Annotated in this window: 12 protein-coding genes; 8 read left to right on the forward strand and 4 right to left on the reverse strand. The window is 70.2% G+C overall.

Annotated elements, in window-relative coordinates; genetic code table 11:
* Positions 1-14 precede the first annotated feature (14 nt).
* The 3 genes from QSK05_RS05335 to QSK05_RS05345 are packed head-to-tail and all read left to right on the forward strand — an operon-like array spanning position 15 to position 3,203.
* Positions 15-500 carry a DUF5709 domain-containing protein gene (locus QSK05_RS05335; RefSeq protein WP_285594450.1) on the forward strand — a complete coding sequence of 162 codons (486 nt, stop codon included), beginning with the start codon at positions 15-17 and terminating at the stop codon, positions 498-500.
* Between the two features lie 44 nt (positions 501-544).
* On the forward strand, positions 545-2,236 hold the full coding sequence (locus QSK05_RS05340; RefSeq protein WP_285594451.1) for an ABC-F family ATP-binding cassette domain-containing protein: 1,692 nt from the start codon (positions 545-547) through the stop codon (positions 2,234-2,236).
* Positions 2,237-2,291: 55 nt separating this feature from the next.
* Entirely contained in the window at positions 2,292-3,203 is a 912-nt protein-coding gene (locus tag QSK05_RS05345) for a lipid kinase (protein ID WP_285594453.1), read from the forward strand.
* Between the two features lie 7 nt (positions 3,204-3,210).
* Here QSK05_RS05345 and sthA read toward each other — a convergent pair whose 3' ends face one another.
* Positions 3,211-4,629 (reverse strand): Si-specific NAD(P)(+) transhydrogenase, encoded by a 1,419-nt coding sequence (gene sthA / locus QSK05_RS05350; protein ID WP_285594455.1) that lies wholly within the window; start codon positions 4,627-4,629, stop codon positions 3,211-3,213.
* A gap of 295 nt (positions 4,630-4,924) precedes the next feature.
* On the opposite strand from sthA, the gene rplM reads away from it, so the two are divergent.
* The 3 genes from rplM to glmM all read left to right on the forward strand — a co-directional run bounded on the left by rplM (position 4,925) and on the right by glmM (position 7,413).
* Positions 4,925-5,368: a 50S ribosomal protein L13 gene (gene rplM, locus QSK05_RS05355; RefSeq protein WP_285594457.1), complete on the forward strand. Its 444-nt coding sequence runs from the start codon at positions 4,925-4,927 to the stop codon at positions 5,366-5,368.
* Between the two features lie 70 nt (positions 5,369-5,438).
* Positions 5,439-5,942 carry a 30S ribosomal protein S9 gene (rpsI, locus tag QSK05_RS05360; protein ID WP_345718736.1) on the forward strand — a complete coding sequence of 168 codons (504 nt, stop codon included), beginning with the start codon at positions 5,439-5,441 and terminating at the stop codon, positions 5,940-5,942.
* A 118-nt stretch (positions 5,943-6,060) separates the two neighbouring features.
* Positions 6,061-7,413, forward strand: coding sequence for a phosphoglucosamine mutase (gene glmM / locus QSK05_RS05365; protein WP_285594460.1), 1,353 nt, complete (start codon positions 6,061-6,063; stop codon positions 7,411-7,413).
* Positions 7,414-7,531: 118 nt separating this feature from the next.
* On the opposite strand, the gene QSK05_RS05370 is transcribed toward glmM, so the two are convergent.
* The 3 genes from QSK05_RS05370 to coaA form a co-directional block, all read right to left on the reverse strand.
* Positions 7,532-9,037, reverse strand: a complete 1,506-nt coding sequence (locus tag QSK05_RS05370) for a hypothetical protein (RefSeq protein WP_285594462.1) — start codon at positions 9,035-9,037, stop codon at positions 7,532-7,534.
* The gene (locus tag QSK05_RS05375; protein ID WP_285594465.1) at positions 9,037-9,645 is read right to left on the reverse strand and encodes a SigE family RNA polymerase sigma factor; all 609 of its coding nucleotides are present in this window, start codon (positions 9,643-9,645) and stop codon (positions 9,037-9,039) included. Before QSK05_RS05375 ends, QSK05_RS05370 begins: the two co-directional genes overlap by 1 nt.
* 70 nt (positions 9,646-9,715) lie before the next feature.
* Complete coding sequence (coaA, locus tag QSK05_RS05380) at positions 9,716-10,714, reverse strand: type I pantothenate kinase (RefSeq protein WP_502879717.1); 999 nt, start codon at positions 10,712-10,714, stop codon at positions 9,716-9,718.
* A gap of 165 nt (positions 10,715-10,879) precedes the next feature.
* Between coaA and glmS the strand changes: the two genes are divergently transcribed.
* Entirely contained in the window at positions 10,880-12,751 is a 1,872-nt protein-coding gene (gene glmS / locus QSK05_RS05385) for a glutamine--fructose-6-phosphate transaminase (isomerizing) (protein ID WP_285594468.1), read from the forward strand.
* Positions 12,752-12,874: 123 nt separating this feature from the next.
* Entirely contained in the window at positions 12,875-14,437 is a 1,563-nt protein-coding gene (locus QSK05_RS05390) for an NAD(P)H-hydrate epimerase (RefSeq protein WP_285594470.1), read from the forward strand.
* Positions 14,438-14,470 lie beyond the last annotated feature (33 nt).

Consider the following 14,470-nt stretch of genomic DNA (forward strand, 5'->3'; position numbering starts at 1 on the left):
CCAAGGTCGCCTTCATGAGTAATTCGACCTTTGAGCCTGGCGACTCGGACGAGGTCTACCAGCCGTCGGCAGACGGCTCGGACGAGACCTACGACCTGGACCAGGCCTTCGGTGACGACGACGTCGACTCGGCGGTGTATGACGCCGGCTACTCACCGCCGGAGAAGCCGCGGGGCATGACCCGGTTCGGCACCACCGACGCCGAGGAGGCGCAGGGCGAGAGCCTCGAGGCGCGCCTGGCGCAGGAGGAGCCCGACCCGAACCTGGTCTCCGACCTGGAGGCTTCGCCGACCGACGAGAACGTCGACTCGGTGGACAACAACCGCATCGAGGACGAGGACCTCTCCTACGCGGAGGTCGGTCGCGGTCGTGCGGGCCGGCTGGTCGACCCGGACGAGGGTCTGGGCGCCGACGAGGAGAAAGACCTGATCGGCTCCGACGTGGGCATCGATCAGGGGGCCGCGAGCGCCGAAGAGGCCGCGGTCCACATCATCGAGTGAAATCGCTTCGCGTCTGAGCGCCGATGCCGGGCACACTGTCAGGTGTGTCCGGCATCGACGTCAATCAGGTTTCTTTCACTCTTCCCGACGGGCGTCCCCTGCTGGACGAGGTCACCTTCAAGGTGCCCGACGGCGCGGTCGCCGCGCTGATCGGCCCGAACGGCACCGGCAAGACCACGCTGCTGCGCATCCTGGCGGGTGACACCGCCGCGCACGGTGGCGCCGCCGTGGTGTCCGGATCGCTCGGGGTGATGCGTCAGTTCATCGGTAGCGTCCGCGACGAGACCAGTGTGCGCGACCTGCTCGTCTCGGTGGCGCCGACGACCATCCGGGTGGCCGGGCAGGCTCTCGAGGCCGCCGAGCTGAAGATGATGGAGCACGAGGACGAGCCCACCCAGATGGCCTATGCCCAGGCGCTGTCCGACTGGGCCGACGCCGGTGGCTACGAGGCGGAGACCTCCTGGGACGTCTGCACCGTGGCCGCGCTCGGCCTGCCGTTCGAGAAGGCCCAGTACCGCAGCGCCAACACGCTCTCCGGTGGTGAGCAGAAGCGTCTGGTGCTGGAGGCCCTGCTGCGTGGCCCCGACGACGTGCTGCTGCTCGACGAGCCGGACAACTACCTCGACGTTCCGGGTAAGCGCTGGCTCGAGGAGCGCCTGGCCGAGACCTCCAAGACCGTGCTGCTGGTCAGCCACGACCGGGAACTGCTCTCCCACGCGGCCACCCGCATCGTCACCCTGGAGCCGCACGCGGCCGGGGCGAACGCCTGGATCCACGGTGGCGGGTTCGGCACGTACGCGCAGGCCCGCACCGACCGCAACAGCCGGCTGGAAGAGCTGCGCCGGCGCTGGGACGAGGAGCACGCCAAGCTCAAGCAGCTCGTGCTGATGCTGAAGACCAAGTCCTCGTTCATGGACTCGATGGCCGCGCAGTACCACGCCGCGCAGACCCGGCTGGCGAAGTTCGAGGCGGCCGGCCCGCCCGAGCTGGTGGCGAACGAGCAGAACGTGCACATGCGCCTCAAGGGTGGACGCACGGGGAAACGGGCCGTGGTGGCCACCGATCTGGAGCTCACGGGTCTGATGAAGCCGTTCAGCACCGAGTTGTGGTTCGGCGACCGGGTGGCGGTGCTGGGGTCCAACGGCTCGGGCAAGTCGCACTTCCTGCGGCTGCTCGCGGCCGGTGGCAGCGACCCGGACGTGGAGCACCAGCCGGTGGACGACTCACCGACGGCCCGGCCGGGTGCGGTGCCGCACACCGGCTCGGTCAAGCTCGGTGCCCGGGTGCGGCCGGGCTGGTTCGCGCAGACCCATCAGCACGTGGAACTGGCCGGGCGCACGCTCCTCGACATCCTGCACCGCGGCGACGGGCACCGTTCCGGGCTGCCGCGCGAGGCCGCCAGCCGGGTGCTGGACCGCTACGAGCTCAGCGAGCAGGCCGAGCAGAAGTTCGAGTCGCTGTCGGGCGGACAGCAGGCGCGGTTCCAGATCCTGCTGCTCGAGCTCTCAGGGGCCACTCTGCTGCTGCTCGACGAGCCGACGGACAACCTTGACCTGCACTCGGCCGAGGCCCTGGAGAAGGGACTCAGCGCGTTCGAGGGCACGGTCGTGGCGGTGACCCACGACCGCTGGTTCTCCCGCGAGTTCGACCGGTTCCTGGTGTTCGGGTCGGACGGTCAGGTCTACGAGTCGGACGAGCCGGTCTGGGACGAGGCACGGGTTCAGCGGGCACGCTAGGTGCTCCCAGGGGTCTGTGACGGAACCATCAGAATGCGGCCGTAGTTTGATCTCCGTGACAGAGACGCCGGCGGTACTGATCGTCAACTCGGCGTCGCGCCGCGGGCAGGAGACTTTCGCCCAGGCCCGCGACCGGCTCGAAGAACTGGGTGTCCAGCTGATGGCCGCCCACGCCGTGGATGACCCGAGCACGCTGCCCCAACTGGTGCAGGAGACGATCGACGCGGGCGCCCGCACGATCGTGCTCGGCGGTGGTGACGGCACGGTCAGCTCGGTCGCGCCCCAGTTGTGCAACACCGGGGTGGTGCTCGGGCTGCTGCCCACCGGCACCGCGAACGACCTGGCGCGCACCCTGGGGCTGCCCACCGACCTGATGAAGGCCTGCGAGACGGTGGCCGACGGCAAGGCGGTGGACGTCGACCTCGGGGTGGTGGGTGACGACCGTTTCCTCAACGTGAGTTCCATCGGCCTGGCCGTCGGGGTCACCGAGATGCTCAACCCGAAGCTGAAGAAGCGTCTCGGCGCCCTCGCCTACCCGATCGCCGCCGCCAAGGCCTACCGGCGGTTCGTGCCGTTCTCGGCCCGGCTGGAGTTCCCCGACGGTGACCACCCCGACCTCGAGCTCGACGACCTGCTCCAGCTGGCCGTGGCCAACGGCCGGTTCTACGGCGGGGGAGCGGTGGTCTCGCCCGACGCCGGTATCGACGACCACCTGCTCGACGTCTACGCGATCCCCCGCGGAACCCCGCGGCAGCGCTGGCAGGTGGCCCGGCACTTCGTCAGCGGCGCGTTCACCGAGAACGACCACGTCTACCACGTCACCACGCAGAACGTCCGGGTCAGTACGGTTCCCGGGCAGGCGGTCAACGTCGACGGCGAGCTCTCGGCCCGCACCCCCGTCGACTTCGGCATCGTGCGGGGTGGCCTGCGGGTGATCGTGCCGGAAAACGCGACGGTCGGTATCTAGGCGAAATCTAGGCGAAGAACCGCTCCACGGCCCGGATCTTGTTCACCGCGTCGAGCGCGGCCACCTTGTAGGCCTCGGACAGCGTGGGGTAGTTGAACACGGTGTCGACGAGGTGGTCGATGGTGCCCTCGCACGTCATGATCGCCTGGCCGAGGTGCACCAGCTCGGTCGCCTGGGAGCCGAACACGTGCACGCCCAGGAGCTTTCGCGTGCCGGTGCTGACCAGCAGCTTGAGCATGCCGTAGGAGTCGCCGGCGATCTGCCCGCGGGCCAGTTCGCGGTAGCGCGAGATGCCGACCTCGTAGGGCACGGACGACGAGGTCAGGTCGGCCTCGGTCCAGCCGCAGTAACTGATCTCCGGGATCGTGTAGATACCGATCGGCTGCAGGCTGATCAGGCTGTTCACGTGTTCGCCGAAGGCGTGATAGGCCGCCAGGCGGCCCTGTTCCATCGAGGTCGCGGCCAGGGCCGGGAAACCGATCACGTCACCGACGGCGTAGATGTGCTCGACGCTCGTGCGGTAGTGGTCGTCCACCGTGATCCGGCCCCGCAGGTCTGCCTCCAGTCCGGCGGCGGGCAGGTCCAGCGCCTGCGTGGCGCCCTGGCGACCGGCTGAGTACATCACCGCATCAGCCGGAATTCGTTTACCGGAGACCAGATTCGTCACGGTGCCGTTGGCGTTGTTCTCGACCGAGGCGACCTTCTCGTCGAACCGGAAGGTGACCGAGAGGTCGCGCAGGTGGAACTTCAGCGACTCGACGATCTCGGAGTCGCAGAAGTCGAGCATCCGGTCGCGCTGTTCGACCACGGTGACCTTGCAGCCGACCGCCGCGAACATCGACGCGTACTCGATGCCGATCACCCCGGCACCGACCACGACCATCGACCGGGGCAGCTGGTCCAGGTGCAGGATGCCGTCGGAGTCGATGACCTTCTTGCCGTCGAACTCGATCGAGGACGGCCGGGCCGGGGTGGTGCCCGTGGCGATCACCACGTACTGCGCGGTGACCGAGCGGGTGCCCTGTGGACCGCCCTCGATCAGCACGGTGTGCGGGTCGGTGAACCGGCCGGTGCCGTGCAGCAGGTCCACGCCGTTGCGGTTGAGCTGGCTGCGGATCACCTCGACCTCACGGCCGATCACGTGCTGGGTGCGAGCCAGCAGGTCCTCCAGGGTGATGTCGTGTTTCACCCGGTAGTTCTGGCCGTACATGTCCCGCTGGTAGGTGCCGGTGAGGTAGAGAACGGCCTCGCGCAGCGTCTTCGAGGGGATGGTGCCGGTGTTGATGCACACCCCGCCCACCATGTCGCCGCGTTCGATCACCGCGGCGTGCCGGCCCAGCTTGGCCGCGGCGATAGCTGCCTTCTGCCCGCCCGGCCCACTTCCGATCACCAGCAGGTCGTACTCGTAGTCATGCTCGTCGGCCATGATCGGATCCCCCGGGTATCAGCTGGTTCGCGGCTGGCCACCACTCCATCGGCGGGGGGCGGCGCGGGGTTGATCGGCGGGGCGAAGTTGTGCTTGCCGACCCCACGTTTTGACCCCCCGGAAGCAGCCCGGTAATCTGAGTCCTCGTTGTGTGACCCGTCCGTCATGTCGAGCCTAGTTGGTGCGTGGCACGTCGGGTACGGAGTAGCGACCTCGTTGATGCATTCGAAGAGGCGTTGTCCGTGGCACATGAAAATGTCGACCCGAATGCTCTGATCAGAACGAGGCTGCGACCGTGCGTACGTTTACCCCCAAGCCCGGTGACATCGAGCGCCGCTGGCACGTCATCGACGCGTCCGACGTCGTGCTCGGCCGGCTCGCTTCGCAGGCCGCTGTGCTCCTTCGGGGCAAGCACAAGGCCACTTTCGCTCCCCACATCGACACTGGTGACTTCGTCATCATCGTCAACGCCGACAAGGTCGCCCTGACCGGCAAGAAGCGCGAGCAGAAGCTCGCCTACCGGCACTCCGGCTACCCGGGCGGTCTGCGCTCGGTCAGCTACACCGAGCTGCTGGAGAAGAACCCTCAGCGCGCCGTCGAGAAGGCGATCCGGGGCATGCTGCCGAAGAACTCCCTCGGCCGCGAGGTGCTCGGCAAGCTCAAGGTCTACGTCGGCCCCGAGCACCCGCACGCCGCGCAGCAGCCCGTCCCCTTCGAGATCACCCAGGTCGCGCAGTAATCCACGAGGCTGCCGGTAACCCGGCGCCCGCGGATCGCGACCCCCGTAGCCAAGCGCAACAAGGAGAACCGTGACCGAGTCCACCGCCGAAGTGGCTGACGCCGCCACCGAGGAGTTCGAAGAGGACGCCCCGAGCAGCTACACCTCCGCCACGCCGGCGGTCAAGGGTAGCGGCTCCAGCATCATCGCCCCCGGCTCGGCCACCGGCCGCCGCAAGGAGGCTGTCGCCCGGGTCCGCATCATTCCGGGCACCGGCCAGTGGAAGATCAATGGCCGCACCATTGAAGATTACTTCCCGAACAAGGTGCACCAGCAGCTCGTCAACGAGCCGTTCCGGGTCACCGAGCTCGAGGGTCGCTTCGACGTCATCGCCCGTCTGCACGGTGGCGGCTCGTCCGGCCAGGCCGGTGCGCTGCGTCTGGGCATCGCCCGTTCGCTGAACGAGATCGACGAAGAGACGAACCGTCCGTCGATGAAGAAGGCCGGCTTCATGACCCGTGACCCGCGGGCCAAGGAGCGTAAGAAGGCTGGTCTCAAGAAGGCTCGTAAGGCTCCTCAGTACAGCAAGCGCTGATCCAGACATCAGCTGCGCACGCACGGCCCCGGGGTTATCTGGCTCCGGGGCCGTGTTGCGTTCAGCGGGGGGATAATCGGCGAGTAGATGTGAAACATTCCCGCGTAGGAGGAACTCGTTGGCGCGACTATTCGGCACGGATGGCGTCCGGGGTCTGGCGAACCGCGACCTGACCGCTGAGCTCGCCCTCGACCTCGCGGTCGCGGCGGCGCACGTGCTCGGCGAGGTCGCGGATTTCCACGGCCGTAGGCCCCGAGCAGTGGTCGGGCGTGACCCGCGGGCCTCGGGTGAGTTCCTGTCCGCCGCCGTCATGGCCGGTCTGGCCAGCGCGGGTGTCGATGTCGAGGACGCGGGCGTGGTTCCCACCCCCGCCGTGGCCTTCCTCGTCGACGACTCCGAGGCAGACCTGGGCGTGGTGCTGTCGGCCTCGCACAACCCGATGCCCGACAACGGCATCAAGTTCTTCGCCAGCGGTGGCTACAAGCTGCCCGACGAGGTCGAGGACCAGATCGAGCGCCGCATGGGCGAGCCCTGGGCCCGCCCCACCGGCGCCGAGGTCGGTCGCACCCGCCGTCTGGCCAAAGCCGGTGACAGCTACGTCGCGCACCTGCTGGCCACCCTGCCGTGCCGTCTCGACGGACTGAAGGTGGTGCTCGACTGCGCCCACGGTGCGGCCAGCGTGGTCTCCCCGCGGGCCTTCCGCGAGGCCGGGGCCGAGGTCATCGTGATCGGTGCCGAGCCCGACGGGCTCAACATCAACGACGACTACGGCTCCACCCACGTGGGGCACCTGCGCGACGCCGTGCTGGCGCACGGCGCCGACGTGGGTATCGCCCACGACGGTGACGCCGACCGCTGCCTGGCGATCGACCACCTGGGCCGCGACATCGACGGCGACCAGATCATGGCCGTGCTGGCCCTGGCCTTCGCCGACCGCGGCGTGCTGGCCCACAAGACCCTCGTCACCACGGTGATGAGCAACCTGGGTCTGCGCCTGGCCATGGAGCGTGAGGGCATTCGCGTGATCCAGACCGCGGTGGGCGACCGCTACGTGCTCGAGGAGATGCGCAGCGGTGGCTACTCGCTCGGCGGTGAACAGTCCGGCCACGTCGTCATGCTCGACCACAGCACCACCGGCGACGGCGTCCTGACCGGCCTGCACCTGCTCGCCCGCATGGCCCAGACCGGTAAGTCGCTGGCCGAGCTGGCGTCGGTGATGGAGCGCCTGCCCCAGGTCCTCGTCAACGTCAAGGGCGTGGACAAGAACCGCTGCCACGACGACGCCGAGCTCCAGGCCGCGGTCGCCGCGGCCGAGGCCAGGCTCGGCGACACCGGCCGGGTGCTGCTGCGCCCCTCCGGCACCGAGGCCCTGGTCCGCGTCATGGTCGAGGCCAAGGAGGCCGGCCAGGCCAGCGCCGAGGCCGAGGGCCTGGCCGCGGTGGTGAAGGACCGGCTCGCACTGAGCGTGTAGAAGCTGAGCGTGTAAAGCTGTGTGAGGCAAGGAAAGAAGGGCGGTTCCGCGGAGTGCGGAACCGCCCTTCTACTTCCGGGTCACCGCGTCCCCTCCTGCGCGCGGTGACCCGGAACCCTTACGGAGTCACCGACCGCCCGTTACCGCCGGCGACGTCGACAGTCGAGAGGAACGTGTCCTCCTGACTCCTGGGCGGCGTCTGCTGCGCGATCACCGAACCGTCCGCCGCGAGGGCGACCACCGGCTCCACCGCCGGGTCCTCCGGTTCCCCGGTGAAAGGGCTGGACACGTCCAGAACAGCCATCCGGTTCTTCACCGCAGCCGTGACCTGCCCGACCCGGACCTGGGTGGCGTTCTGCGGGGCGATCACCAGGTAACGCCGGGTCTCGCCGTGCTCGATCCAGACGCTCGCCATCGCGGCAGAATCGCTGTCAGCCTCGGTCACCTGATGGCCCCGCTGGATGGCCTCGAACTCCTCGTCGGCGGCGTCGTTGTCGTTGTAGTCCCCATCGTCCGGCTGGCGCTCGCTGAAGGCGGCGATGTAGACGCCGTTCGCGGACCGCAGCAGCGTCGCCACGGCCTGACCCTGCTTCCCGGCCTTGGCGGTACCGGCCCAGACCGGCGTCTGTGCGCTGGTCGCCCGGTTCTCGCCCAGAGCGCCGCCGAGATATTCGAGTTCGTCGGGATCCGTGCCGGGTGCGGCCACCGCCACCAGGTCGTAGCCCGGGGCGTGGGCGGCCGACGACCCCCCGGTCTCGGCCCCCCCGACCGTGATCCGGGCGTCGAACAGGCGGTATTCGTCCTCGGTGACCGGACCGGCCCAGACGCCCTGGCCGGCCGAGGGCACAGCCCGCCGGGTCGTGTCGATCTTCTCGGTCGTCCCCACCACGTCGAAAGTGCGGGCCGTCGCGATCTGCGGGGCGTCGGCGCCGGGGGCGGAGACGATCACGACGGCCTTCGCGACGTCGTACGAGTCGCCCGGGGCGTCGAACAGGGTCAGTGGTTCGTAGGGCACCTCGTCGGGGCTGACCGACAGGCCGCTGCTGGCCGTGCTCGTCATCCGGGATGCCGGGGCCCCGGCGTCACCGAGCCAGATGTCGCGGCCCCAGTAGGTCTTTCCCTTCTTCTCCCCGGAGTACACCAAAACCGCGTAACGGGCGCGGTCCTCGATGTCCCCGGCCGCGACGACGTGCACGTCGTCGGCGTCGACCCGGTCGTCCTCACCGGCCAGCCGCTCGCGCACAGCAGCCTGCCAGGTCTTGTCACCGGCCAGCGACCCGACGGTCGCCGTCGGGTACCCGGCCTCCTCGAGCGTGGCCGGTTCCGTGGTCCGGGTGGCGATCACGGTGGGCGTCGGGCGGCTCGGAACACCCTGGTCGGCGCGGTCCACCGCACCCCCGGCCAGTACCTGCACGGCTACCACCGCCGCAGCCGCGGCTCCGGCCAGGGCCAGCCCGCCGTAACGGGTGATCCGGTCACGCCGGACGGAGGTCTCGAGGCGGGGGAAGGGGCGGCTGTCGCGGGTCTGGGTCTCGGCCAGACGCTGCAGGCGGGCGGCCAGCTCAGGAGTCAGGCCCAGCTCGGGAGGCAGGCCCGGCTCGGGCCGCTGATCGGTCGGGTTCATCACTTGGCTCCCTTCGGGCGGGTGCTGAGCTTCGGGCGGGTGTCGAGTACTTCGGACCGGCTCGTGATCTGGGTGCCGGACGCGGGCACGGGGAGGGACCGGTCCGGTGCCGCCGCGCCGACCACCGCCGGAGGTGAATCTGCAAGAGCCGCGCGGAGTTTCGCCAGGCCCCGGCTCGAGGCGCTTTTCACCGAGCCGGCCGAGCAGCCCATCAGGTGGGCGGTCTCGGCCTCTGAGCGGTCCTCCAGGTAGCGCAGCACCACCGCGGCGCGCATCTGCGGCGGCAGCGAGCGCAGGGCGGCGACGAGCTGCTCGTCCACCGGCTCCGTGGCGCCGAGCCCGACCGCCGGTGCGGGGGCCGACTCCAACGGCACCTCGCGGATGCGGCGCTTACGGCGCCACGACAGGGCCGCGTTCACCACGGCCTTGCGCACGTACGGTTCCGGGTTGTCGTCCCCCAGTCGGTGCCAGCGGCGGTGCACCCGGGTCAGGGCCTCCTGCACGCAGTCCTCGGCCACGCCGCGGTCCACGGTGATCAGGTAGGCGCTCTGCACCAGGGCAGGCCAGCGCGCGGTGACGAACTGCCGGAAGGCTGCCTCGTCGTCCATGAATCCCCCCTTCGAAGGTCTTGCTCCTCAGGGGGATACACGCCGTCCGGGGCCGGTGAGGTTGCTCGGCCTACAGCTTTCTCAGCCGGATCCGCCGGGCGGTGTGGTCGGCACCCTTGGTCAGCACCAGGGTGGCGCGGCCGCGGGTCGGCAGCACGTTCTCCACCAGGTTCTTCTCGTTGATGTCGTGCCAGATCCGCATGGCCGTGGCCACCGCCTCGGCGTCGGTGAGGGCGGCGTAGCGCTGGAAGTACGACTCCGGACGGGCGAACGCGGTCTCGCGCAGGCGCAGGAAGCGGTTCACGTACCACTGGCGCACCTGCTCGGTGTGCGCGTCCACGTAGATGGAGAAGTCGAAGAAGTCGCTGACCGCCATGCCCTGGCGGCCGTCGGCGCGGACCCGGGCGGGCTGCAGCACGTTCAGGCCCTCCATGATGAGGACGTCGGGGCGGCGGACCACGACCTCCTCGCCGGGCACGATGTCGTAGGTCAGGTGGGAGTAGACGGGGGCCCGCACCTCCGGCCGACCCGACTTCACGTCGGCCACGAAACGCAGCAGCCGACGCTGGTCGTACGACTCCGGGAAACCCTTGCGGGTCATCAGCCCGAGCCGGTCCAGCTCGGCGTTCGGTTTGAGGAAACCGTCGGTGGTGACCAGTTCCACGCTCGGGGTGCCCGGCCAGCGGGTGAGCAGCTCGCGCAGGATGCGGGCGGTGGTGGACTTACCCACGGCCACCGAACCGGCGATGCCGATGACGAACGGCGTGCGGGCCGGGCTCTCCTGGAGAAAGGTGGAGGTGGCCTGGTGCAGCTGGGCGGTGCCGGCCACGTAGAGGTTCAGGAGCCGGCTCATCGGCAGGTAGATCTCCTCGACCTCGCGCAGGTCGAGGAGGTCTCCCAGTCCGCGCAGCCGGTCGACGTCCGCCGCGGTGAGGGTCATCGGGGTGTTGGCCCGCAGGGCGCCCCAGGCCGCGCGGTCCAGCTCCACGTAGGGCGTGGAGCGGCTGCCGGTGCCCTCGGGGCGTTCCGGCGCGCTCAGGGGGTCGAGGCTCCTCGGCACGGGGGTCATTCTGCCCGCCGCGCCCCGGCCACGGGGCCCGGGCGTCCGTGACGGATCCGACGATTCACCCAGTGTCATCGGACGGTTGCCGAATGCTCCGGGTGGCAGCGGCAACCGGGCGAACCCCGTCGTTCCGGAGAACGACGCCCGCGCGGCCGGTTAGGCTCAGTCACCATGTGCGGAATCGTGGGCTACACGACGGATCCTGGGTCTTCGGGCAGCGGGGCGCTCGACGTCGTTCTGGAAGGTCTGCGGCGGCTCGAGTACCGGGGCTATGACTCCGCCGGGGTCGCCCTTCAGGTCGATGGCGAGCTGTGGACGGCGAAGCGGTCGGGCAAGCTCGCCCGGCTGGAAGAGGCGCTGGCGGCCACGCCGCCCCCCGCCGCGGCGACGGGTATCGGTCACACCCGGTGGGCCACCCACGGTGGGCCGACCGACGAGAACGCGCACCCGCACCTGGCCGGGAACGGTGGCCGGAATGCCGTCGCCCTGATCCACAACGGCATCATCGAGAACTTCGCCGTGCTGAAGAAGGAGCTCCTGGCCGACGGCGTGGAGTTCCTCAGCCAAACCGACACCGAGGTCGCGGCGCACCTGCTGAACGCGGCGTACGAGAGGGTCGGCGACCTGACCGAGGCCATGCGTCTGGTGTCGAACCGGCTCGAGGGCGCCTTCACGCTGCTCGCGGTGCATGCCGCCGAGCCGGGCACCGTGGTCGGCGCCCGCCGTAACTCCCCGCTGGTGGTCGGGGTCGGCGAGGGCGCGAACTACCTGGGTTCCGACGTGGCCGCCTTCATCGGGTACACCCGCGAGGCCATCGAACTGGGCCAGGACCAGATCGCGACGATCACCCCGGCCGCTGTCAGCATCATCGACTTCGAGGGCAACCCGGTCGAGGGCAAGCGCTTCCACGTGGACTGGGACGCCGCGGCCGCGGAGAAAGGCGGTTACCCGTCCTTCATGGCCAAAGAGATCATGGACCAGCCCCAGGCGGTGGCCGACACCCTGCTCGGCCGCACCGACATCGACGGCAACCTGGTGCTCGACGAGCTGCGGATCGACGAGTCCGTGCTGCGGTCGGTGGACAAGATCGTGGTGCTGGCCTGTGGCACCTCGTCGTACGCGGGCATGGTCGCCAAGTACGCCATCGAGCACTGGTGCCGGATCCCGGTCGAGGTCGAGCTGTCGCACGAGTTCCGCTACCGCGACCCGGTGGTGAACGCGCGCACCCTGGTCGTGGCGATCTCGCAGTCCGGCGAGACGATGGACACGATCATGGCGATCCGGCACGCCCGCGAGCAGGGCGCCCAGGTGGTGGCGATCTGCAACACCCACGGTTCGACCATCCCGCGCGAGTCCGACGCGGTGCTCTACACGCACGCCGGCCCGGAGATCGCCGTCGCCTCGACCAAGGCGTTCCTGGCCCAGATCACCGCCTGCTACCTGCTCGGCCTGTATCTGGCCCGGCTGCGCGGCAACAAGTTCCCGGACGAGATCCGCGAGATCCTGGGCCAGTTGCAGGCCATGCCGGACAAGATCCAGAAGGTGCTGGACGGCCTGGAGCAGGTGCGCACCATGGCTCGCTGGATGGCCGACACCCGCTCGGTGCTGTTCCTCGGCCGTCACGTCGGTTACCCGGTGGCGATGGAGGGCGCGCTCAAGCTCAAGGAGCTCGCCTACATCCATGCCGAGGGTTTCGCCGCCGGTGAGCTCAAGCACGGCCCGATCGCCCTGATCGAGCCCGGCCAGGCGGTGTTCGTGATCGTGCCCTCACCGCGCGGCCGCGACTCGCTGCACGCCAAGGTGGTCTCCAACATCCAGGAGATCAACGCCCGCGGCGCCCGCACCATCGTCATCGCCGAGGAGGGCGACACCGACGTGGTGCCCTACGCCAGCGAAGTGATCTACGTCCCGCAGACCCCGACGCTCCTGGCTCCCCTCGTCACTGTCGTGCCGCTGCAGGTGTTCGCCTGCGAGCTCGCCACGGCCAAGGGCCTGGACGTCGACCAGCCCCGGAACCTGGCGAAATCGGTCACGGTCGAGTAGCCACTGACCAGTAGCCGTTGGCCGGACGGTTGCACCGTGCGTGTGGTCGACGTGCGGTGCCCGTTCGGCCGCCGGACGCATGGGTGGGGACGCCGGACCCCCGGTAGTTGCTTAGATGAGGCCATGAGACGAGCGAACCCAAAGGCGGGACGCCATCAGAAGGGCCCGGCGGCCTATCGCGTGGAAGACCTGCGCAAGGCCGAGCAACAGGTGATGGCCTTGTTGCCGGGCGGGGCCCTGATGCAGCAGGCGGCCGCGGGTCTCGCCGTCAGCTGCGCCCGGGTGCTGCGCGAGCGTACCGGTGGCATTTCCGGCCGGCGGGCCGTGCTGCTCGTCGGGCCCGGTGACAACGGCGGCGACGCGCTCTTCGCCGGGGTCCGCCTGGAGCGCCGGGGGGTCGCCGTCACCGCTCTGCTCACCGCGGAGAAGTCCCACCCGCTGGGCAGTGCCGCGCTCGTGGCCGCCGGGGGGCGCTGCGTCGAGGTCGGCCCGGACACCGCGGTCGAGGCCTGGACCCAGCTCGAGGCCGCCGATCTGGTGGTCGACGGCCTGCTCGGCCTGGGCGGCCGCCCGGGGCTGCGGGAGCCGGCCGCCGGGCTGGTCGACCGCATCCCCGACCACGCCGTCGTCGTCGCCGTGGACCTGCCCAGTGGTGTCGACCCGGACACCGGCGCCACCCTCTCGCCGTACGTCTGGGCCGATCTCACCGTCACCTTCGGTGCGGCCAAGGCCTGCCTGCTGCTGCCGCCCGCCAGTTCCGCCGCCGGCGACCTGGAGATCATCGACATCGGCCTGGCCCCCTACCTGCCCTCCGAGCCCCTGGTGAGCCGGCTGTCCGCGGCGGACGTGGCCCGGCTGTGGCCGGTGCCCTCGCCCGGCGCGGACAAGTACCGCCGGGGTGTGCTGGGCGTCGTCGCCGGATCGGCCGGTTATCCGGGCGCCGCCGTGCTGGCAGTTGCCGGGGCGCTGCGCACCGGGGTCGGGATGGTGCGCTACGTCGGCCCGAAGGACGCCACCGCCGCGGTGCGCTCGGCCTGGCCCGAGGCGGTCTCGGGCACCGGGCGGGTGCAGGCCTGGCTGCTCGGCTCGGGGGTGGTGCCGGATGCCGCCGACCAGCAGCCCGAGGCCATCCACGAGGCCCTGCAGTCCGACCACCCGTGCCTGCTGGACGCGGGGGCGCTCGGCCTGTTCCCGGCCGAGCTACAGGCCCACCAGAATCGATCAGGCTCCGGCGACGGCACGGTGTCGACCCCGCCCGACCGCTCCGACCGCCTCCTGCTCACCCCGCACGCCGGGGAACTGGCCCGGCTGCTGAGCGACCTGGGCGAGGACACCCACCGCGAGGAGGTCGAGAACCAGCCCTACGCGTTCGCCCACCGGGCGGCCCGGCTGACCGGTGCGACCGTGCTGCTGAAGGGCTCCACCACGCTGGTGGTGCGTCCCGACGGGCACGCCCGCAGTCAGGCCGAGGCGCCCTCCTGGCTGGCGACGGCCGGTTCCGGGGACGTGCTCGCCGGGATCGCCGGGGCCCTGCTGGCCGGCGGTCTCAGCCCGTTCGACGCGGGCAGCGTGGCGGCGTTCGTCCACGGCCGGGCGGCCTCGAAGGCCTCCGGCGGCGGGCCGATCACCAGCCTCGACGTGGCCGGTCAGGTTCCCGCGACGGTGGCGGCGCTGTTGAGTCACTGAGCCCTTGGCCGCTGGAGCTGCCACAATCGACGG

Source organism: Kineosporia sp. NBRC 101731 (genome assembly GCF_030269305.1).
Taxonomy (GTDB): Bacteria; Actinomycetota; Actinomycetes; order Actinomycetales; family Kineosporiaceae; genus Kineosporia.

Excerpts from the sequence above, each read along its gene's own strand:
- sthA (WP_285594455.1), bottom strand. The coding sequence starts at position 4,629 with ATGGCCGACGAGCATGACTACGAGTACGACCTGCTGGTGATCGGAAGT.
- QSK05_RS05370 (WP_285594462.1), bottom strand. The coding sequence starts at position 9,037 with ATGAACCCGACCGATCAGCGGCCCGAGCCGGGCCTGCCTCCCGAGCTG.
- glmS (WP_285594468.1), top strand. The coding sequence starts at position 10,880 with ATGTGCGGAATCGTGGGCTACACGACGGATCCTGGGTCTTCGGGCAGC.
- QSK05_RS05335 (WP_285594450.1), top strand. The coding sequence starts at position 15 with ATGAGTAATTCGACCTTTGAGCCTGGCGACTCGGACGAGGTCTACCAG.
- QSK05_RS05375 (WP_285594465.1), bottom strand. The coding sequence starts at position 9,645 with ATGGACGACGAGGCAGCCTTCCGGCAGTTCGTCACCGCGCGCTGGCCT.
- QSK05_RS05390 (WP_285594470.1), top strand. The coding sequence starts at position 12,875 with ATGAGACGAGCGAACCCAAAGGCGGGACGCCATCAGAAGGGCCCGGCG.
- coaA (WP_502879717.1), bottom strand. The coding sequence starts at position 10,714 with ATGACCCCCGTGCCGAGGAGCCTCGACCCCCTGAGCGCGCCGGAACGC.